The 19,849-nt window shown below is 64.3% G+C and carries 15 protein-coding genes; 6 read left to right on the top strand and 9 right to left on the bottom strand.

The window, feature by feature from the left end; all coding sequences use genetic code 11:
- The first annotated feature begins 215 nt into the window (after positions 1 to 215).
- The 3 genes from C6W88_RS16180 (at position 216) to C6W88_RS16170 (ending at position 6,406) form a co-directional block, all read left to right on the top strand.
- Positions 216 to 2,558 (top strand): collagen-like triple helix repeat-containing protein, encoded by a 2,343-nt coding sequence (locus C6W88_RS16180; protein ID WP_146164677.1) that lies wholly within the window; start codon positions 216 to 218, stop codon positions 2,556 to 2,558.
- A 153-nt stretch (positions 2,559 to 2,711) separates the two neighbouring features.
- Entirely contained in the window at positions 2,712 to 4,472 is a 1,761-nt protein-coding gene (locus C6W88_RS16175; protein ID WP_108133229.1) for a ShlB/FhaC/HecB family hemolysin secretion/activation protein, read from the top strand.
- 449 nt (positions 4,473 to 4,921) lie between these two features.
- A complete protein-coding gene (locus C6W88_RS16170; protein ID WP_108133228.1) occupies positions 4,922 to 6,406 on the top strand; it encodes a YfcC family protein in 1,485 nt (494 codons plus the stop codon).
- Between the two features lie 103 nt (positions 6,407 to 6,509).
- On the opposite strand, the gene C6W88_RS16165 is transcribed toward C6W88_RS16170, so the two are convergent.
- The 3 genes from C6W88_RS16165 to C6W88_RS16155 all read right to left on the bottom strand — a co-directional run bounded on the left by C6W88_RS16165 (position 6,510) and on the right by C6W88_RS16155 (position 8,197).
- Positions 6,510 to 6,845, bottom strand: coding sequence for a zinc ribbon domain-containing protein YjdM (locus C6W88_RS16165; protein WP_108133227.1), 336 nt, complete (start codon positions 6,843 to 6,845; stop codon positions 6,510 to 6,512).
- Between the two features lie 107 nt (positions 6,846 to 6,952).
- Positions 6,953 to 7,642: a hypothetical protein gene (locus C6W88_RS16160; protein ID WP_108133226.1), complete on the bottom strand. Its 690-nt coding sequence runs from the start codon at positions 7,640 to 7,642 to the stop codon at positions 6,953 to 6,955.
- A 75-nt stretch (positions 7,643 to 7,717) separates the two neighbouring features.
- Complete coding sequence (locus C6W88_RS16155; protein WP_108133225.1) at positions 7,718 to 8,197, bottom strand: YbhB/YbcL family Raf kinase inhibitor-like protein; 480 nt, start codon at positions 8,195 to 8,197, stop codon at positions 7,718 to 7,720.
- A 257-nt stretch (positions 8,198 to 8,454) separates the two neighbouring features.
- On the opposite strand from C6W88_RS16155, the gene C6W88_RS16150 reads away from it, so the two are divergent.
- A complete protein-coding gene (locus C6W88_RS16150; RefSeq protein ID WP_108133224.1) occupies positions 8,455 to 8,916 on the top strand; it encodes a flavodoxin family protein in 462 nt (153 codons plus the stop codon).
- 174 nt (positions 8,917 to 9,090) lie between these two features.
- Here the strand turns inward: C6W88_RS16150 and C6W88_RS16145 are convergent, their stop codons facing one another.
- Positions 9,091 to 11,037 (bottom strand): sigma-54-dependent Fis family transcriptional regulator, encoded by a 1,947-nt coding sequence (locus C6W88_RS16145; protein WP_181248655.1) that lies wholly within the window; start codon positions 11,035 to 11,037, stop codon positions 9,091 to 9,093.
- Positions 11,038 to 11,318: 281 nt separating this feature from the next.
- On the opposite strand from C6W88_RS16145, the gene C6W88_RS16140 reads away from it, so the two are divergent.
- On the top strand, positions 11,319 to 12,818 hold the full coding sequence (locus tag C6W88_RS16140) for an aldehyde dehydrogenase family protein (protein WP_108133222.1): 1,500 nt from the start codon (positions 11,319 to 11,321) through the stop codon (positions 12,816 to 12,818).
- 302 nt (positions 12,819 to 13,120) lie between these two features.
- Positions 13,121 to 14,458, top strand: a complete 1,338-nt coding sequence (qhpG, locus tag C6W88_RS16130) for a flavin-dependent monooxygenase QhpG (RefSeq protein WP_108133220.1) — start codon at positions 13,121 to 13,123, stop codon at positions 14,456 to 14,458.
- Here qhpG and C6W88_RS16125 read toward each other — a convergent pair.
- The 5 genes from C6W88_RS16125 to peaB all read right to left on the bottom strand — a co-directional run bounded on the left by C6W88_RS16125 (position 14,417) and on the right by peaB (position 19,821).
- Entirely contained in the window at positions 14,417 to 15,121 is a 705-nt protein-coding gene (locus C6W88_RS16125; protein WP_108133219.1) for a S8/S53 family peptidase, read from the bottom strand. The two genes, qhpG and C6W88_RS16125, sit on opposite strands and share 42 nt — an antisense overlap.
- Entirely contained in the window at positions 15,118 to 16,788 is a 1,671-nt protein-coding gene (locus C6W88_RS16120) for an ATP-binding cassette domain-containing protein (protein ID WP_108133218.1), read from the bottom strand. Before C6W88_RS16120 ends, C6W88_RS16125 begins: the two co-directional genes overlap by 4 nt.
- 86 nt (positions 16,789 to 16,874) lie before the next feature.
- On the bottom strand, positions 16,875 to 18,026 hold the full coding sequence (peaD, locus tag C6W88_RS16115) for a quinohemoprotein amine dehydrogenase subunit beta (RefSeq protein WP_108133217.1): 1,152 nt from the start codon (positions 18,024 to 18,026) through the stop codon (positions 16,875 to 16,877).
- The gene (gene qhpC / locus C6W88_RS16110; RefSeq protein WP_108133216.1) at positions 18,026 to 18,391 is read right to left on the bottom strand and encodes a quinohemoprotein amine dehydrogenase subunit gamma; all 366 of its coding nucleotides are present in this window, start codon (positions 18,389 to 18,391) and stop codon (positions 18,026 to 18,028) included. Before qhpC ends, peaD begins: the two co-directional genes overlap by 1 nt.
- Positions 18,388 to 19,821 (bottom strand): quinohemoprotein amine dehydrogenase maturation protein, encoded by a 1,434-nt coding sequence (gene peaB / locus C6W88_RS16105; protein WP_308812441.1) that lies wholly within the window; start codon positions 19,819 to 19,821, stop codon positions 18,388 to 18,390. Before peaB ends, qhpC begins: the two co-directional genes overlap by 4 nt.
- Between the last annotated feature and the right edge of the window lie 28 nt (positions 19,822 to 19,849).

The following is a 19,849-nucleotide window of genomic DNA, read 5'->3' as shown; positions in this document are numbered from 1 at the left end:
CAATCTTCAGCACAATCACTTCATAACACTTTTTATTACGTCTGGTAACACTTAGACACTAATTAAAACCCATAAAAAGCTAATAAAAAGGAATTATGCATAAAGATGCATCTACGCTAAATATTCAACTACAAGAGTTTTAGAAAGCCCATACAGGCTTTATTGCCTTTCCACCAAGATAACCATTACATCCGGACTAGGTGAGGTATAAACCGATGACTTTGCAACGAAAACTACTCGTTATTGCTCTCGCCAGCGCGATGGCGACCCTGACCGCCTGCTCTGGTGATTCCAGCAACTCTCGCACCCTGGCCAGTAACAGCCAGGACCCGATTACCAGCGGTGGCGACGATGGCTCTGGTGGCGATGGCTCTGGTGGCGATGGCTCCGGTGGCGATGGCTCCGGTGGTGATGGCTCCGGTGGTGATGGCTCCGGTGGTGATGGCTCCGGTGGCGATGGCTCCGGTGGCGATGGCGGCGATGGTGATGGATCCGACGGCGGCGATGGCGGCGATGGCATTGCCCGCTCATCGCTGGAAGGTGTATTCCTGGCGACAGCCGATACCAGCGACGGTGTAGACACCACGCTTACTGACATCGGGAACGGCATCTCCCAGCAGAGCGCCGTCCCTCAATTGGCCAGCGTCACCGAACCTGCAGGTACGATCGTCTCCGAAACGGGCGATGCGGTCGGCGACATCTCGAGCGGCATACGCGATGGTGTCGGCAGCCTCAGTACCAATGACAACTATCTGGGCACCACCGCCGCAGGCGTGACCAACGGTGTCGGCGAGCTTGGACAGGCAGTTTCGGCGACAGGAGACACCGTTGCCGGCCTGGGCGAACTGCCCGTAGTGATGGAACTCGACGCCCGAACAGGACTGGTGACCAAGCTCGGTACCACCGTCAATGGGCTCGGCGGCAAGGTGGAGCGCGCAGGCGACGCACTCAGCGTTAATTTCGAGGATTCCAGCGAGGTGCTCGGGGCCACCACTACCAAGCTTGGTGTTGCCCTTCGTCCTGTGCTGCTGGGCACCGACGGCAAGGTCACACGCGTCGGTCAAGCGCTGGTGTTGCCGGCCCAGGCCGGCAACCTGCTGCTACGCACCGGTGGCACCCTGGCCGACCTCGGTCAGCGTATCGGTGAACGCTACTCTCTGCTTGGCGGCGCCGGCGATAGCGTGACCGGCAGCGGTAATATCGTCATCGCGACCGGCGAGCTGCTCGGCGGGGGTGAAGGCGACAATGGCTCAGGCGGCGGCCTCGGCGGACTGCTCGATGGCGATACCAGCGCGCCTGAAGACGGCCGCACCGACCTGGAGCGCACCGTCGCCAGCGCAGGACAGACCGGCGCCGGTGCTGGAGACGCCGTCACCGCCCTGGGCGATGGCATTTCGCAACAAAGTCTGGGAGGACGTGGAGAGTTCGTCACCGACGGGCTGGGCAATGTCATCAGCAATGGCGGCCAAGCCGTATCCGGGCTCAGCAACGGACTCGACAATGGTCTGGGCAACTTCTCGAATAACCCCAACGCTGTGGGAACCACCTTGGCCGGCGGCGGTGTAGCGGTCTCCGAAACCGGAGAGGTGGTATCCAGCCTCGGCGCCACCGTCGGCAACCTGAACCAGCTCCCCCTGGTCATGCAGCTCGACAACCGCAGCGGCGCCATCACCCAGCTCGGCAGCAGCGTCGCGGCCCTTGGTGGCGGCGTGACCCAGGCCGGTAACGTGCTGACCCTGAACTTCAACGACGATGGCTCGCACCTTGGTGGCCTGACCCGCGAAGTGTCGGCGGTATTGCGCCCCGTTGTCATCCAGACGGATAGCGGCGTTACCCAGCTCAGCCAGGCCCTGGTGGTCGGCCCCGAGGTAGGCAACGTGCTGATCCAGGCCGGCGTAGCGGTAGATGGACTGGGTGGCCGCCTGGGCCAGGGCAATGACCTCGCCGCTGGCGTGGGTGGTGCTGTCAGTGGTGTCGGAGGCATCGCCGCCAACACCGGCAGACTGCTGGGCGGTGATGAGGCTCGACTGCTTTCACGCCTCGATGGTCAGGGACTCAGTCAACTGGAATCTGCCGGACTGCTGGGCCAAGGGGCTCTGCTCTCGGACCTCGGAGGAAGCCAGCAAGGCGGCCTCGGGGGCGGACTCGAGGCAGGGCTTGGCGACCAGCTTGGTGGTGACAGCAACCTCATCGCCGGACTCAACGATACGCTGGGCGGCGGCAGCGGCTTGACTGCCGGACTGGGCGACACCCTCGGTGGCGACAGTGGCGGCGGCCTGGTCTCTGGCGTCTCCGATACCCTGACCAGCACCCTCGGCGGTGGCGATAGCGGCGGCGGCCTGGTCTCCGGCGTCTCCGACACCCTGACCAGCACCCTCGGCGGTGGCGACAGCGACAGCGGCGGTGGCCTGGTCGGCGGCACCCTGGACGCCGTCGGTGGCGTGACCGAGAAGCTTACCGGTGACATGGAAAGCAGCCAGGACGGCAGCAGTAACGACGCCGGCAGCAATGACGGCCTGGTCAGCAGCATTCTGGGAGGAGTGCTGGGCAGAAACTGATCTCGCCTGACCAGCCATGCCAAACGCAGGCCCGATACCCCCGCGGGTATCGGGCCTTTTCTTGAGGTCAAACCCAACACCAGTCCAGACGCTGTTCACAACAATATTCGAGCCCCCTTGAGGGGCCTCTACCAGGGATCGACAAGGAAGCCTATGCCAAGCACTACGCCGCAACCAACGCCCTACACCAAGCCATCTTCCCCGCCACGTTCGCGATACAGTCCCCTTCACCTAGTGATGGCCGCCGGCAGCCTGCTGGCCGTGTCCCCCCTCCAGGCCCAGCAGACGCTGGAGACCGTCGACGACATCATCGAAAATCGCCGGCTGGCGCCACAACAGCGCAGCGTGGAAACCGAGGTTGACCTGCCCAGCGACGCCAGCGCCGGCATCCCTGCCCGCGTCACCGTGAGTCACGTGCGCTTCATCGGCGACAGCGTGCTAGATCTGGCCGAACTGAGTCAGGGACTTCAGGCCATGATCGGGCAGAGCGTGAGCCGAGAGGCCATCGAGGCCGAAGTCCAGGCGATCACCGACGCCTACCAGGACGGCGGCTATCCGCTGTCCTTCGCCTACCTGCCAACCAACAACTTTCGTGACGGCAACGTGCGCATCGTACTGGTGGAGGGGCATATCGCCCGTACCGAGATCGTGGTGGACGATGACCCCGTGGCGGGCCGGGTGGAGAAACTGGTCCAGCCATTGCTGGAAGAACGCCCTCTGACGCGCAGCACCTTTGAGCGTGTCAGCGGGCTGATCGAGCGAATTCCCGGTGCCAGCCTGACCCTGAAGGCACCGGTGCCGCGCACCCCCAGCGGTGCCACTACCCTGCGTGTCGAAGAACGTCGTATCGATCATTTTGACTATTCGGGCAACCTCAGCGGCGGCGACGAGCAGGACGCCGTCTTCATCAACCGGGTCTCGACCCAGAGCCTGACTACCTGGGGCGACAGCCTGGGCTTCTCCTGGCTGTGGCCCATCGACAACGACAACGAGCTCTACGCGTTGGACTATCGTACCGATATCGGCAACGACGGCCTGACCCTGACCGCCTCCGCCGACAGCTATGACGGTGAGGACGAGGAGAATCTGATCTACCTGCTCGACGGACAGCGCTTCGATCTGCGCCAGGATCAGGATACCGACCGCAGACGCTATCGCCTGGGGCTGTCCTACCCCTTGCTGCTGTCACGCTCCTCGAGCCTGACCCTGGGCGGCGCCTTGCGTCATCACGACGAGACCAAGACCACATCACTCAGCTTCGAGGAACAGACCCTCAACCAACTGGTCGAGGAATCCGAGTATTCGGCCGCCGATCTGGACCTGAACTATCGCACCCAGCGTGGACGGCAGTTCTGGCTTGCCTCGCTGGCCCTGCGCCAGGGCGTAGATCTGGGGGCCAACGAGCAGCAGCGCCGGCTCAACGGTACACCGCTTGCCGACAACGGAGATCTACACTTCACCCGCTGGCAGCTGGACGCCCAGTACAGACGCCTGTATGGCGATCACTGGCGCCTTACCGCCAGCGCCAACGGTTTCTACTCCGACGATGCGCTGCCGGAACCCGAGCGCGGCAACTACGGTGGCCAACGCTTCGGGCGCGGCTATGACGCCGGCCAGGCGGAGGGCGACTACGGTTTCGCCGGGGCGCTGGAACTACGCTATCTGCAGCCTGTGAATAGCGCCTGGCTTTCGCGCATCGAGCCCTACCTGGTGCTGGATGGCGCCCGCACCGAGTTTCAGGAGCGCGACGCGGATAGCCACCTGGCTTCGGCGGCGGCCGGCGTCAGCCTGGGCAAAGGACGTTTGTACGGCCTCACCCTGGAGTACGCTGAGCCCATCGGCGATCGTGACCTCGAGACCGATAGCCGTGAGGGTCGCATCAACGCCCGCCTGACCTGGAACTTCGAAGGCTGATCTCTGCGCTATGGGTGAACTCGCCAGGGGCCGCCACACCGGGCCCCTGGCCATATCACCCGACCCAAGGCCCTCATTTACGGCAGGGCCGGCCGCTCGCTCAGTCGGCCTCCCGGCCGTCCTTTCAGCCGCCCTGTCAGCCGACCCCAGCGCCACTTCCTATTGCCCTGCACACGACAACCCTGCGCGTGTCTCGTCGTGCAGCGAGACCGCGTGTGGTGAAACATTGGCGTCGCCTCATTTCTTGAGCCAGGCCAGCAAATTTACCTCTCATCTCGCCGCATCGTCGCCGTCCTTGCAGCGGATCAAGCATTGTGCCGACCCAAGTCCCGACAGACTGTCGAGGCCCGTAGACTCGAAGACAGGCGGTCACACAAGGGCCGTCTGTCCCTGATCACACCGACAACAAAAGAGCCTACACCATGACCTTCTGAAACGAGGAAACCGAGATGGAAACGCAAGCGACCTCCTCCAAACGGCGCTCCGGCCTGCGCATGCCCACGGTCTATACCCTGCTCTTTGTGATCACCGCGCTGGTGGCGGTGCTGACCTGGGTCATGCCCGCCGGCAAGTACGACTACCATGTGGAAGGCAGCGATCAGGTCATTGCTGCCAGCGACGTGCTCGACTATCAGGGTGACGGCCGCCTGTTGCCGATTCCCGGCACCTACCAGGTGCTGGAAAGTTCTCCCCAGGGGCCGCTGGATGTGCTGGTGGCACCGATCCAGGGATTCCACAAGGCCGTGGACGTTGCCCTGTTCGTGCTGGTCATCGGCGGCTTCCTGGCGGTGACGATGCGCTCGGGCGCCCTGGATGCCGGGATCGGCGCGGTGGTCGAGCGCTTTGGCGGGCGCGAGCAGTACCTGATTCCCGTACTGATGGTGCTGTTTGCCCTCGGCGGGTCCACCTACGGCATGGCCGAGGAAACGGTCGCCTTCTGGGCCATCATCCTGCCGGTGATCACCGCCGCCGGCTACGACCGCATGGTGGCCGCAGGCATCATCCTGCTCGGCTCCGGCACCGGTGTGCTGGCCTCCACCGTCAACCCCTTCGCCACCGGCATCGCCTCGGGCTTCGCCGGCCTGCCGATCGGCGCCGGTATCACCCTCAGGCTGGTGCAGTTCGTGATCCTGGTGTCGCTGGCTATCTGGTTCGTGATGCGCTACGCCGCGCGGATCAAGCGCGACCCGCAGCGCTCGGTGCTGGCGGACCTGCAGCTGACAGCCGGCCCTCAGGCCAAGGAGGCCGCCTCGCCCCAGGCGTTCACCCTGCGCCACAAGCTGACCATGACGGTGTTTTTCATGACCTTCGGGATCATGGTCTACGGCGTCGTGCCCTGGGAAGACATGGGCATCACGGCTTTTCCGACCCTGTGGTGGTGGTTCGATGAACTCTCCACCCTGTTCCTGAGCGCTGCCATCCTGATCGCCCTGATCAATCGACAGTCCGAATCCGACTTCATCGAGACCTTCCTCGATGGTGCCAAGGACCTGATCGGCGTGGCCCTGGTGGTGGCCGTGGCACGCGGCATCTATGTGGTGATGGACAACGGCGTGATCATCGACACCATCCTCAATTGGGCCGAAGGCGCGGTAGCCGGCCTGTCCTCGGGACTGTTCGTGGTGGTGGCCTACGTGGTCCACATCGTGCTGAGCTTCTTCATCCCATCGACCTCGGGGCTGGCCACGGTGTCCATGCCGCTGATGGCGCCACTGGCCGACTTCTCGGGCGTGGATCGCGAACTGGTGGTCACCGCCTTCCAGTCCGCGAGCGGCTGGATCAACATGTTCGCTCCCACCGCCGCCCATCTGGTCGCCGGACTGGCGCTTGCCAAGATCCCCTACGAGCGCTTCGTCAAGTGGGCGCTGCCTTATATCCTGATGACCCTGGGAGTCACCACCGTGACATTGTTCGTGGGCGCCAGCCTCACCTGAGCACAGGTCGCGTCAGGGCAACCAACGCAAGTCGAGCATAAAAAAACGCCAGCGCTTTCCAAGCGCTGGCGTTTGCCCTTGCATGACGCCTCAAGGGCCGCATTCAGGCCTTCTTGACGTACATCGACTTGAGCTTCATGGCGCCGATGCCATCGATCTTGCAGTCGATGTCATGGTCACCATCGACCAGGCGGATGTTCTTCACCTTGGTGCCGACCTTGACCACCGAAGAAGAGCCCTTGACCTTCAGATCCTTGATCACGGTGACGCTGTCGCCGTCGCTCAGCACATTGCCGTGGGCGTCCCGCACCTGGTCACCGCTCTCATCGGGCTCGGCGTTCAACGACCATTCGTGGCCGCACTCGGGACAGACCAGGGAATGGCCATCCTCGTAGCCGTATGGGGACTCACAGGCGGGACAGGGGGGCAGGTCGCTCATGACACTCTCGCAGGTGGGAAAAGCGAAGACGGTACTCCGCCCCCCGCCGGATTGCCAGTCGTCCAATGGAAGGAGAGCCTTGTCAGGCGCTGTCTTCCTATTGCTTCCTATTGCTCCCTATCTTCCTTTTCCGCCTTTTCGCCCTCGCCTTGGGCCTGGCGCTCGTGAATGCGCTTGATATCGGCCTTCAGGGCCCGCCGCTGGCGGCGAGTACTGAACTGCAGAGTGTCCCAGGTCTCGGGCACCAGGGTGCAGGAATTCTCGCTCTGGTGAAACACGAAACGCCGCTCGGCACCGATCGGCAGGTTCTCCGAACAGTAGGTGCCGATCACCCGTACACAGACGGCCTTGAATACCAGCCCATCCCGCGACTCGTCGATGTCGGCGATGGTGGTAATACGTTCCTTCAAGGCATTGAACGAACCGATATGAACGAAGCCACCGCTGTCCAGCGGACCCTGGTGGGTACAATGGCTGGCGTTGTGGCCCGCTTCCTGCTGGTCTTCATCATCATCAAGATCCGCCTCGTGGTCACTGACATCCAGCGTCCAGTCACCTTCCGAGGTCTCCAGCGTCATCATGATATGTTGCAAGTAGATGGGCTCGGCGCTCATGTTGCTGATCACGCACAGCGCATCCAGATTCTTTCGCTTGCCGCGATTGATGATCAGCCGGGGTCGACGCTGGCGGCGAAAGCCAAAGTACAGAAGCTGCGCGTAGATCAGCCAGATCATGAAGGAGCCGACGCTGGCCAGCGTCTGCAATACATCCTTGTGGGCAGAAATCCATTCGTACATGGGCGTCATCCTTGAACGAGAAGCCCGTTAAAAACGGGCTTCAGTACGTCATGTTCTGATGGAGGCCGAGGCGCCTCAGGCGTCGCGCTGATAGCTCCCCACCAGCCGATTCATGCCGAGCAGGTGCGGCTCGACCTCGGACAGCAGTTCATTCATGCCGAGGCCCTCCGGCAGGTTCGTCTCGGTGTCCAGCGCCAGTACCCAGAAGTAGTAGCGGTGCACGCCATGCCCTTCCGGCGGCATCGGACCATTGAAACCGAGGTTGCCGGCGTCGTTGATTCCTCGGGTGCCTTCCTCGGTGGCCTCCTCCAGCGAGGAGAGGGACGCCGGCAGGTTGTAGAGCACCCAGTGAACAAAGCCGTAGCATCCCTTCTGGACCAGCGGCGCGTCGGGGTCGTGACAGATGACCGCCACCGACTTGGTACCCTCGGGCAGGCCGTCCCAGGCCAGCGCCGGAGACAGATCTTCTGCCTCCTGGGAGTGCCGTGCGGGGATGGCGCCATCATTGTCGAAGGCGGTGCTGGTCACTCTTAGCGAAGAAAGCGCAAAGGGCATGGTGATATCCTCCCTGGATCGAAATGGTTCACAATCTGCAAAGGGCGTCTGCGTGATTTTCATGAAACCGCTAGGCGATATTTCACCGCGGCAGCCATGTCCAGCCTTGACGAGTCGCCCCGGGCTGTCAAACCCGCATGTCTTTGACATGATGGTGATCCCCCATGGCTTCAAGGGGGCAGCCGGAAGATCGACGCACTGAACCGTCGCTCGCCGCTCTAGCCACCATCCTCGCACCAGCCTTGCCGGAGCTCTGCATGAAACGTCTGCTGATCGTCGCCCATGCACCCTCGCCCAACACCCTGGCACTAAGGGAAGCGGCCGAGCGTGGCGCCCGCCATCCGGACATCGACGGCGTGGACGTCCAGGTACTGGCGCCGCTCGATGCTGGCCCCGAGGATGTCAGGAAAGCGGACGCCATCCTGCTTGGCACCACCGAGAACCTCGGCTACATGAGCGGTGCCCTCAAGGATTTCTTCGATCGTAGCTATTACCCCGTGCTGGAACACACCCAGGGGCTGCCCTGCGTGCTGTACATCCGCGCGGGTCACGACGGCACCGGCACGCAGCGGGCGGTGGAAGGCATCGTCACCGGTCTACGCTGGAAATGGGTCCAGGCGCCACTGGTGCTGCGGGGTGAATGGCAGGACGACTTCATCGGTCAGGTAGAAGAACTCGCCATGACCCTGGCGGCGGGAGTTGATGCGGGGATCGTGTAATCCGCAGGCGGGAAGCATGAAGCTTCCATCTCCAGAAGCAGCGCTAGTTCAGGTAGCGTGTATCACCATCCAGAGTCGAGAAGCCCCGCTACCGAGTCGCCGTCTGGTCAGCGCGTTATCTGCTCGACAAGCAAGCCTGAAGGCGCGGTCGGCTAGATATCTCCTTGTCACTTCTCAGCGACACGCCTGCTCCAACCGTCGGTAAAGCGTCGAACGGCTGATCCCGAGCGCCCTGGCCGCAGCACTCATGTTGCCACCGTGGGCAGCCAGCGCCTTCTGCATATGCTTGAGGGTCAGCTCCCGGATCGCCAGGTCCGAAGGTTCTGCCGCCGGCCGCACCGGTGCGCTCTGCCCAAGGCTCCCCGGCGTGACATCCATCAGCTTTCGTTGCCAGCGTGGCGATAGATCCTCGAGGTCGAGCCGAGACGCGTCAGGCTCCAGCCCCACCAGCGCGGTTTCCAGACAGTGCTGCAGTTCCCGCCAGTTTCCTGGCCAGGGGTAGGCGGCCAGGCGCGCCAGCAGCGCCTCAGCGAGCACCACCCGTCGTTGATACTGTTGCTCGAGCCGCTGCCAAAGTTCGTGGATCTGCTCGACCAGCGACGACTGTTGTGCCAGCGACGGCAACTCCACCACCACGCCTTCCAGACGATAGTAGAGGTCCTCGCGAAAGCTTCCCGAAGCCACCTCCAGCTCCAGATGACGGTGGCTGGCCGCAACGATGGCGGCGGTCACCGGCACTTCGCGATGCTCACCGAGCGGTATGACGACCTTTTCCTGAAGCACTCTCAATAACCGTGCCTGCAACGAAAGTGGCATGTCCCCGATCTCGTCGAGCAACAAGGTGCCCCCGTTGGCCTCGAGCAGGCGACCTCGATATCCCCCCTTGCGCGCCCCGGTGAAAGCACCTTCGACATAACCAAATAGCTCCGCCTCGATCAGGCTCTCGGGAATCGCTGCACAATTGAGCCCGACAAAGGGACCTTGCGCGCCGCTCTCCTCGTGCAGCCCTCGCGCCAGGGCCTCCTTGCCACTCCCGGTCGGCCCCTGCAGCAACACCGGCAATCCGGCTTTCAGCACACGTACGGCACGCCAGGCTTCTCTAGCCTGCTGAGGCTCCCAGCCCGCCACCAGACTGTCGAGACACGGTCGAGTGCGGCCTTTGTCGTCGGCCACGCTGGCGGATGCAGAGCGGCCGAGTGCCGCCACGGCCCCACGCCACCGGCGCGGTGCGTGCAATCTCGCCATCCGGGTCCCCGAGAGCGACTGGATCGCCAGCAGTTCGGCGCCGTCCCGACATTGGCGCTTGAGCCTGGCCCAGGGCTGACCAAGCAGCGCCTCGATGTCGGTCCCTTGGGGGATTTCCATGCCCAGGACCGCGATTGTCTGGCGCTCGTGTCCCCTGATGACACCATCTTCATCGATGGCCAGCAGTGCAGCACCCATCCCATCGAAGGCCATGACGTCACTTTGAATTTCCAGCACCCAGTGGGTCTCGTGCCGCTGGATGAACATGTCGCGTTTCAGTGCTCTGGCCACCTGTTCCAGCCGCCCCAGATAGTGCTCGGGATAGCGGTGGCGGGCATCGAAGGTCAGATCGAGGATGCCCAGACAATGCTCGTCCGGATCGACCAGGGGCACCGCTACACAGGACACCGGATTGTCGGGAAATAGCAGATGCTCACTGGAGCGCACCAGCACCGGTGCCTTTTCGAACATCGCCACCGCTGGCGCATTGGTACCGAACCAGCGCTCGTCGAGCTGGATGCCGGCGGCGATATCCAGCCGCGGTTCCAGCGAGAATCGCCGGCCGCAAGCCTTGAGCACGGTGGCATCGCGGGAAGTCAGCACCAGCTGGCAGTCCTTGAGCTCACCGGCCAACGCTGCCAGCAGCGGGTCCGATAGTCTCAGCAGTGTGTCGTGGGAGTCGCGCAGGTCCTTCAGCTCTGTCTGGCTCAACCGCGGAATCTCGTGCGTCCCCCCAGGCAACACCCCCAGGGCCAGACAACGCTGCCAGGAGCGCCCGATACAGGGGTCGAGCATGTCCATCGCGACGGTGCCTTGGCGCAGCAGGTGTCGGGCCTGGCGGATGACGTCGGGGGATCTGACGGCGGAACGGGGCATGGGAGACTCCTGCGGGTGCATGCTGGTACGACAGGGCCACCACCGAGGCCGTCGCGCCGATTCCCATCTCGAGCCCGGCTGTCGCATTCTGCGACAGTACCCTGTCGCAGCCTCGCAAGACCTACGACCGCCCCGAAGATAGCAATTTCAACCCGCTGTTTTTCTTTGTGTTTGTTCTTTCACCAAAGCTGGCACGCGCCTTGCTATTCAGGTTGACAGGAGCCGCCTGAAGACGCTGCCCTGACGCCATCATAACGCTGGTTCACCTTCGGAGAACAACCATGACAAACACCGACGCCACTTTGACATTCGACCGCCTTCGTCATTGGCTTGCCACGCCACGCAGCATGTTCATCGACGGTCGCTGGGTCGACGCCAGCAAAGGCGGGGTCATAGAAGTGACAGACCCGGCCAGCGGCGAGCCGCTGGCCCAGGTGCCCGAGGGCACAAGCGAGGACATCGATCGCGCCGTCGGCGCAGCAGCACAGGCGTTTCGAGCCTGGCGCAAGGTCCGCCCCAGTCGCCGCGAAAAGCTGCTGCTGGCCCTGGCCGACGCGCTGGAGGCGCGGGCCGATGAGCTGGCGCTGCTCGAGACCCTCGACAACGGCAAGCCCATCACATTCTCGCGTCACATGGACGTCGCCCTGAGCGTGGACTTTCTGCGCTACACCGCCGGCTGGGCGACCAAGATCGAAGGTCGCACCATGACCCCCTCGATCCCATCGGTCCCCGATGAACGCGAGCTGGTGGCCTACACCCGCCGCGAGCCCATCGGCGTGGTCGGCGCCATCATTCCCTGGAACTTTCCGCTGCTGATGGCCGCCTGGAAGATCGCTCCGGCGTTGGCAGCCGGCTGCACCGTGGTGCTCAAGCCTGCCGAGGACACACCGCTGAGCGCCCTGATGCTGGCCGAGCTGGCCGAGCAGGTCGGTTTTCCCGCCGGCACCCTCAACGTCGTCACCGGCTACGGCCACGACGCGGGCGCGGCCCTGGCGGCCCACCCCGGCTTAGCCAAGGTGGCCTTCACCGGCTCCACACCGGTGGGTAAGCTGATCGCCCGCTCGGCGGTGGACAACATGACCCGTACCACCCTGGAACTCGGCGGCAAGTCACCGGTCATGGTGCTGAAGGACGCCGACATCGAGGCCGCCGCCGCCGGCGCCTCCCAGGCGATCTTCTTCAATCAGGGACAGGTATGCACCGCCGGCTCACGCATCTATGTGCACGAAGAGGCCCACGACGCCTTCGTCAAGGCCCTTACTGCCCAGGCTGAGGCGCTGGTGCTGGCACCGGGCACCCAGTCGGACGCCACCCTGGGGCCGCTGGTCTCGGCCAAGCAGCAGAGCCGCGTGCTCGACTATATCGAAAGCGCCCGTCAGCAAGGCGGCACGATCGCCACCGGTGGCGGCACGGGTCGCAGCAGTGGCTTCTTTGTGGAGCCGACGGTGATCACCGGCCTCGACCAGCAGAGCCGTTGTGTCCAGGAAGAGATCTTCGGCCCGGTGGTGGTGGTCCAGACCTTCCGCGAACTCGACGAGCTGATCGAACTGGCCAATGACACGCCCTACGGCCTGGCTGCCAGCATCTGGTCCAATGACCTGGCCGCCGTGCATCGCCTGATTCCCGAAATCGACGCCGGCAGCGTCTGGGTCAACGGCCACAACCTGCTGGATCCCTGCATGCCCTTTGGAGGGTTCAAGCAGTCCGGGATCGGCCGCGAGATGGGTGACTCGTTGATCGAACACTATACCGAGACTAAATCGGTGGTCATGATGCTCTAGGGCTTATCTGAAAAGTGCCTGAGCTCGGTAATACGGCGTTAAAAATCGGATCAACATGCTCATTTACCCCCGTAAACTGCGCTGTCTCACCGATTTTTGCCTTGTCTAACCTTCGCTCGCCGACTTTTCGGACAGAGCCTCGGGTCCATCGAACGGCGCCGGCGCTCGCCGAGCAGTCGGATAACGCCTGTTCGGCTAGCGCCGGCTAGCACGACACCGCCGCCCATGCCGAGCGCAAAGAGAACGGCGCCTGGGCGGCTTTGGTAGGATAACTCCCTGATTCCACAGACAGCGCCGAGGACATGAGCAACGACATCGACGTGCTGATCGCCGGCGGCGGCCCCGCCGGCGCTGCCCTGGCGCTGCTGCTGCATCACGCTGGCCATCGGGTCGAGGTGGTGACCCGCCTGCGCGACTACCCAGCCATCGAAGGCATCAGCCGACGCAGCGGCGACGCCATGGCACGCCTTGGACTGAACCGCGCCCTGGCCACCGCCCACGGCCCGGTCGCCCGTCGGGTGCACTGGGGCAACGAAGACCGCGCGCCCAATCAGGAGTGGCTGCTGCCCCGCCCTGCCTTCGACCGTGCCCTGCTCGCCGACCTCCGTCAGGCCGGCGTGAGCGTCAGAGAAGCCCGAGTGCGCGGCTGGCACCAGCACGAGAGCGGCATCACAGTGGAATTGGCCGATGGACGCCAGCGCCATGCTCGCTGGGGGGTGGAAGCCCGCGGACGTCAAGCGGCGCGCGGCCACCAGCGCGACGCAGCGCCCTGGGCAACGCCGGCACTGATCCTACGCGGTAGCAGTAATGTCAGCTCTGCCGCCAGCCTGGCGAGCTCGCTTCCAGGCGGCGGCTGGGGCTGGTGGGCACGTGCAGCGGGCCATGCTTACCTGCAACTGGCCTTGCCCCAGGACCAACTGGACGAGGCACGGGGGGCTCCGCTTGAGTGGCTCGAATGTCATCCGCGACTGGCCCGCTGCTGGGACGATACCGCGCTGGAGCAGCACTACCTGCGCCCTGGCCTGGTCGCCCGCACCCTGGTACGCCAGGGCCGGCTATGGCGCCTGGGCGACGCCGCCATGTCGGTGGATCCGCTGTCCGGCCAGGGCATCTTCAATGCCCTGTCGTCGGCCCATGGGCTGGCCCCGGTCATCCTCGGTGCCCTGGCCGGCGAACCCCTGGCACCGCTGACCCGTTTTCACCAGCGCCGTCAGGACCTGCTCTACTGGCGTTTTGCCCGGGCCGGCCGGGACTTCTTCCGTCTTGCTGCCAAAGACGACCCTGCCCCCTACTGGCTTGGCCGCTGTCACTGGCCGGATCATCTGCCGATGCATGCTATCGACGCCTGGGCTCGGGTGCGCGTGGGCCAGGCCGCCGCCATCATCGGAACACACCTGCGCCAGCGCGAGCTGGTGATCACCCCGGACCAGCCCCTGGGCATCTACGCGGTGTCCGGCGTCGCGCTGGCACCGCTGGTCGCGGCGATGAAGGCGGGTCGTCTCGACCTCGTGCGCGAGCGGTTGGCGGACCTGCCCAAGGCCCAGGCGACAGGGCTGCGTCAGTGGTGGGCACAGCAGTCTGACTGGCCTGCGTTGCCGCTACCGGTCAACGCCGGGGCTCCGCCCAGGGCGCGTAGGTGAAGGGCCGGCAGGGCCGAGACTCGCGTCACCGATCCACTGCCCCAGAGCGTGGGCGGCGGCAAAGCTCGACCCAGCCAGCCAGGTGTGGCCGGCCTCACCAAGTGGCGGTGGTCCCGTCCACCAGGGTTGCCAGGCCCCCTCGGCGACGGCCCAGGCGCAGGCCAGGGCGCGACCTTGGTGATTGCCCCCGCACTGCCCCGGCAGGCGCCGGGCATCGCCACTGACCGCCTTCACACCGGGACAGGATGCCGGGTAGACCGCAGCGCCATGCCGAGCGCTCGACGCCACCAGCACGCTGCCGGCGCGCACCAGCATTGCAACGGCTGCAGCCAGTCGCGGCTCATCACGGGCTAGTCCGGCGCTGACCAGCACCCAGTCGGGGGGCTCGTCGGCCAGCAGTTCCAGCGCCATGGCCAGGCGCGTCGCGGTCGTCGTCAGTCGCCGGTCGAACAGCTTGATCAGTACCAACTCGCGACCGGCCAGCGCACCGTACCAGTCCAGGGTCCTGATGATGGCACCGCCGTGCCCCACTCGGTCGAGGGCGTCGTCGCTGTCACACAGGCTGGCGAAGTCGGCCAGTCGTGGCAGCCATCCGGCGGGGACCCCGCTATCGAGCACTGCGATACGGCCTCGGTGCCTGCCCCTGCACCCGTCCAGGCTCATGCGCCCACCTCGTCAAGCCGACCGTCCAGCAGACGATAGCGGCGATCCAGTGACGCGAAGTGCTCCCCCTGATGACTGATGATCAATCGCGTGGTCTGTCCCAGAGCCTCATCCAGCACCGCATCGAAGGCCCTGGCAGCTACCGGATCGAGGGCGCCGGTGGGCTCGTCGAGCAGCACCAGACGAGGCTTCGAGAGCAGCGCACGAGCCAGCGCCAGGCGAGCCCGTTGGCCACCGGATACGCTATGACCGTGATCGCTGATCGGCGTGGCCAGTCCCTGCGGCTGTGCCTCGAACCAGCTCCCCAGGCCGACCCGATCAAGGGCGGCGATCGCCTGCTCGTCGCTGGCCCCCGGCGCGGTCAGACGCAGGTTGTCGCCAAGGCTTGCGCGGATCAGGCTCGGATGCTGCTCCACCCACGCCACCTGCTTCAGCCAGGCCCGCCGCGACAGCGTCTCGAGATTGACTTCGCCGACCTCCACCGTCCCCGACGAGGGTGACTCCAGCCCCAGCAGCAGCGCCACCAGGGTGCTCTTGCCCGCACCGGACGGGCCTTCCACCAGTACCTTGTCGCCCTGGCCGAGGCGCAGATCAAGCCCATTGAACAGCACCGGTTGACCGGCGTAGGCAAAGCTCACCTTGCGCAGCACAATATCACCCGACGCTGGCGCACGGCGTCCCACATAGGGTGACGGCAGGGTCGGCTCGGCGAACAACTCGGCCAATCGTTCGGCGCTGACCCGGGCTCTCTGCCAACCCCCGTAAAGCCCGATCAGCCCACCGATGGGCGCCATCACCATGGCCAGATAGCTCAACAGGGCCACAAGCTCCCCCAGCTGCAGACGACCTTCGATGACCAGATAGCCACCACCGAGCAACAACGCCACACGAGCCAGCGCCGTCAACAGTTGCGGGCCCAGGTCGCTCAGGTAACCCACCAGGCGTACCGCCAGCAGACGCCGCATCTGCTCGTGGCCAAGTGCCTGCAACAGATTCAGGCGCGGTGCCTCCAACGCCTGGCCCTGCCACCACTGGCCGTGGGACAGGGTGTCCTGCCAGAATCCGGAGACCTCACCACTATGCGCTCTGAGCGCCTGCTGGCGGGCCATCAGCCGAGGTCGCCAGAGATGCAACCACAGCCACTGGAGCGGCACCAGAAGGGCCACCAATAGCATCAGCTGGACGTTGAGCACGCCGATCATGGCGAGGGCGCCGATCAGCCCCAGGGCGTTGGAAAACCCTGACAGCAGGCTGTCCAGCGCAAAGCCTTGAAGGATCGACAGGTCACCGTCCAGACGACTCATCAGGTCGCCCCGCCCACGCGCCTGCCAGCGCGACCTGGGCAGCCGCAACAGGTGCCTGAGCAGCGCCCTGCGCAGGCTCAGCAACAGCGTCGCCGATAGCCTGACGTGGCGCAGTCGGATCACTCCCTGTAGCCCCAGCGAGGCCAGACCTACCGCCACCATGGCCAAGGCATAGCCCACCACCTTGTCGAATTGGCCGGCCATCAGCCCCTGGTCGATCAGGCGTTGGGTCAGCAGCGGCGGTGCCAGCGCCAGCAGCGTAGCGCACAGGCTCATTCCCAGCAGCACCAGCAGCGATGCGCGGCGAGCCTTGAGCGGACGATACAGCCAGCTCCAGGGCAAGGCGTGTCGGTCAGGCGTCATGGCAAAGGCATCCTTGTAGAACGCAGGACGCCGATTCCTGCCAGGAACCGGCGTCCAGGGGCGAGCCCAGGGTAAAGACCAGGTGATCAGAAACGGGCCACCTTGAGGGTCGCCGTGCTCATGTCACCGGGCAGCTCGATACGTCCTAGATCATTGAACGCCTTATCATAAATGGCGATGTCGCTGGATGCACCGCCAACATAGAGCGTCTCGCCGTCATGGGAGGAGTTGATGTTGTAGTAGGTGTGATCGAGATCGATCACCTTCTTCAGCTCCTGGCTAGCGGCGTCGTAGTGGCTCAGCTGGGTGTAGACGCCGTAGAGATCATCTCGGTTGTTCGGGTCGGACACCATGGAGAAGATCAGGAATTCGAACGGGCCGATCTCCTTGTTCTCGGTTTCTCCTGTGGTCAGGTCGACCCGACTGATCCCCCAGTGATAGGCACTGGGCTCACCCTGGTCATCCAGCTCGGCCACTGTGTAGGGTCGCAAGTACTCGTCGGCCACCTCGCCGGTGGACCACATGGCCAGAGAGTCCGGTGCGCTGAACCCCGGACGGTCCCAGTGGCGGTTGGCGATGGCAATCTCGACCTCGCCGCTGGCGGGATCCACCCGGTAGATGTCGGCGCCGCCCATGTACAACTGACCCTCGGCGTCGGTGGCCATGGTCGTGATCTGGCGGGGCACTTCGAAGGTCTTGAGAGGCTCAGCATCAAGACCCGCCGAGGTGTCGAAGACAGCCAGCCGAGGCGGCTTCACCCGATACTCGTCGATCAGCATCTCTACCGGATTCTGTACGGTGTAGAGTCGCGAGCCATCCGGACTCACCGCCAGCGAGGCGATCGACTTGACCCGCTCGTTGCCGCGGGACTGACGTGCCCTGAACACCTCCTCACAGTTGGTCAGGTCGACCCCGACCACGTCTTCCCAGCGATTGTGCAGTACGTAGGCGGTACGCTCATCCGGGGACAGCTGGATGGCGCCGGGCCCAAAGGCTCCACCCAGCGCACAGGTCCTCACTACCTCGCGGCTGCTGGCATCGATCAGGTGGAGCTTGTCGGGACGGGTCAGGGTGACCAGATATTCCCGGGGAGCCCCAGTGTCTGCGGTGCTCCCGACCGACTCGGTCTGAAGTGACTCGGTCTGAAGTGACTCGGCCTGGCTCGACTCGGTCTGAGCGTAGAGCGGTGCAGCAACCACCAGAGCGGCCGTCGCCAGCCAGTAACGATAGTCGCTCATCAGGAGTCCTCCCCGGTCGGATAGACGCTGTCCAGCTTGCGCCAGTCGCGTTCAGCCTTGGGTGCACCCTTGTCCCAGTCGGGATAGGTATTCATGGTGTCGGGCACCTGAGCAGGCCACCAGCACGGATCGGCGCAGCCATAGAGGTCGGCCTCCATGGGCTGGCACAGGGCGGCCACACCGCCGAAGGGATCCACCTCCCAGCCCGGATCGAAGCTCGAGGTGCAGCCGGCGATGGTCTGCATCGCCTGGACCTCGTCGCGCTCGGCCATGGTACCGGCCTGATCGAGGCGACGCGCCTTCTGGTTCATCGGCGTCAAACCGAGCGCCTGCAGGGATTTTGGAGTCTTGTTGTTATCGTTCATGCGCTTTGCCTCCTGGCCAGAGGGCCATCGAACCAGTCCGGTCGGCCACGTTGAATGCGTGCATAGGCCTGGATGCCGAAATCCACCCAGTCTCGCATCAGGTCGCAGTAGTGATAGGTCGGTGTCATCGGATCGCCGTGGCGTGCGTAGCTTTCGTGGTAGCAGCCACCGGAGCACAGGTTGCGGATGCGACAGTCGCTGCACCCGCGCTGGCTGCGATCGCTGCGCGCCTCTACGAACTGCTTGAGCTCGTCATGCTTGAGCCCGGTCTCCACGTTGCCAAAGGTCGGCATGCTGGAACCGGTGAAGCGGTGACACAGATGAACGTCGCCCTGGTGATCCACCGCCACCAGCCCCAGGCCGGCACCGCAGGGTACCGCCTTGCTGCGCCCCTCCCACAGATCAGTCAACAGCTGGTTGAAGTTGCCAAACCCCAGATCTCCGCCCTCCAGGGCGCAGGCCACCGCCCGCTCGCCAAGCTCGACCATACCGTCGAAGACCTGCTTGAGTTCTTCGGCGCTCAGGTTGTACTCGGCCATGTCGCCGGAGGTCACCGGCGCGAAGCCCGCTTCATGGAAGCCCAGCTCATTGACCAGGTGGTGGTGGATACCGACCACGTCGGTGACACCGCGGGTCAGGGTGACCCTGGCGCCGATCGGCCGCGAGCGGTAATTCTGGAGCAGCGGCTTGATACGCCGGGCGACCAGGTCATAGGTACCCTGGCCATTGACCGCGATACGGTTCTTGTCATGGATCGCCTTTGGACCATCCATGCTGATGGTCAGACCGAAGCGGTGGGCGTCGAAGTAGGCGATTCTTTCCTCGGTGAGCAGGGTGGCATTGGTGGTCAGGGTGAAGTCCACCTGCTTGCCGAGGCCGTGCAGGCGAGTCTCGGCCCAGTCCACCACCTCACGGATCAACGGCATGTTGGAGAGTGGCTCTCCACCAAAGAACACCACATTGTAGCGGTCCCGCCAGGGGGCCTCCTTCAGCATCAGCTCGATCGATGCCTGGGCCGTCGCCAGATCCATCTTCTTGCCGTCACGCGGATTGTCGAGGTCTTCCTTGTAGCAGTAGCTACAGCCCAGGTTGCAGCCGGTATTGACGTTGAGCACCACCGTGGAAAGCGGAAATTCCTCCACCTCCACGCGTGGATTGAAGGCCACGACGTCGCCCTCGGTGACCAGCTTGAGCGCCTTCAGCTGGGCCAGGCGGTCATCAAGTTCCGCCACGCTAAGCTGGCCATGACCACCCTCGACCAGCGCCTGGCCAAGAGCCTCCGGCGACAACCCCTGGGCGTCGTCCAGCTGGCGCAGGATATCCTCGGACAGCGCGTCCGGGGTAAACAGGCTGGTCGTCGGAATGTGAAACCACAGCGGATCACCGTCGACCTGGACCCGGTGCAGGTTGTCCGGGATCGTCTTGAGCATGCCCATATTCGACTCCTGATAAAAACAT

The sequence above is a fragment of the Halomonas litopenaei genome, assembly GCF_003045775.1.
GTDB classification, from domain to species: domain Bacteria; phylum Pseudomonadota; class Gammaproteobacteria; order Pseudomonadales; family Halomonadaceae; genus Halomonas; species Halomonas litopenaei.
Note: the sequence above shows the minus strand (reverse complement) of the source record. Positions and strands in the feature narration are given on the sequence as shown.

Excerpts from the sequence above, each read along its gene's own strand:
- C6W88_RS16125 (WP_108133219.1), bottom strand. The coding sequence starts at position 15,121 with ATGAGCCTGGACGGGTGCAGGGGCAGGCACCGAGGCCGTATCGCAGTG.
- C6W88_RS16160 (WP_108133226.1), bottom strand. The coding sequence starts at position 7,642 with ATGTACGAATGGATTTCTGCCCACAAGGATGTATTGCAGACGCTGGCC.
- C6W88_RS16180 (WP_146164677.1), top strand. The coding sequence starts at position 216 with ATGACTTTGCAACGAAAACTACTCGTTATTGCTCTCGCCAGCGCGATG.
- peaD (WP_108133217.1), bottom strand. The coding sequence starts at position 18,026 with ATGAGCGACTATCGTTACTGGCTGGCGACGGCCGCTCTGGTGGTTGCT.
- C6W88_RS16145 (WP_181248655.1), bottom strand. The coding sequence starts at position 11,037 with ATGCCCCGTTCCGCCGTCAGATCCCCCGACGTCATCCGCCAGGCCCGA.
- C6W88_RS16175 (WP_108133229.1), top strand. The coding sequence starts at position 2,712 with ATGCCAAGCACTACGCCGCAACCAACGCCCTACACCAAGCCATCTTCC.
- qhpG (WP_108133220.1), top strand. The coding sequence starts at position 13,121 with ATGAGCAACGACATCGACGTGCTGATCGCCGGCGGCGGCCCCGCCGGC.
- peaB (WP_308812441.1), bottom strand. The coding sequence starts at position 19,821 with ATGCTCAAGACGATCCCGGACAACCTGCACCGGGTCCAGGTCGACGGT.
- qhpC (WP_108133216.1), bottom strand. The coding sequence starts at position 18,391 with ATGAACGATAACAACAAGACTCCAAAATCCCTGCAGGCGCTCGGTTTG.
- C6W88_RS16150 (WP_108133224.1), top strand. The coding sequence starts at position 8,455 with ATGAAACGTCTGCTGATCGTCGCCCATGCACCCTCGCCCAACACCCTG.
- C6W88_RS16120 (WP_108133218.1), bottom strand. The coding sequence starts at position 16,788 with ATGACGCCTGACCGACACGCCTTGCCCTGGAGCTGGCTGTATCGTCCG.
- C6W88_RS16155 (WP_108133225.1), bottom strand. The coding sequence starts at position 8,197 with ATGCCCTTTGCGCTTTCTTCGCTAAGAGTGACCAGCACCGCCTTCGAC.
- C6W88_RS16165 (WP_108133227.1), bottom strand. The coding sequence starts at position 6,845 with ATGAGCGACCTGCCCCCCTGTCCCGCCTGTGAGTCCCCATACGGCTAC.
- C6W88_RS16170 (WP_108133228.1), top strand. The coding sequence starts at position 4,922 with ATGGAAACGCAAGCGACCTCCTCCAAACGGCGCTCCGGCCTGCGCATG.
- C6W88_RS16140 (WP_108133222.1), top strand. The coding sequence starts at position 11,319 with ATGACAAACACCGACGCCACTTTGACATTCGACCGCCTTCGTCATTGG.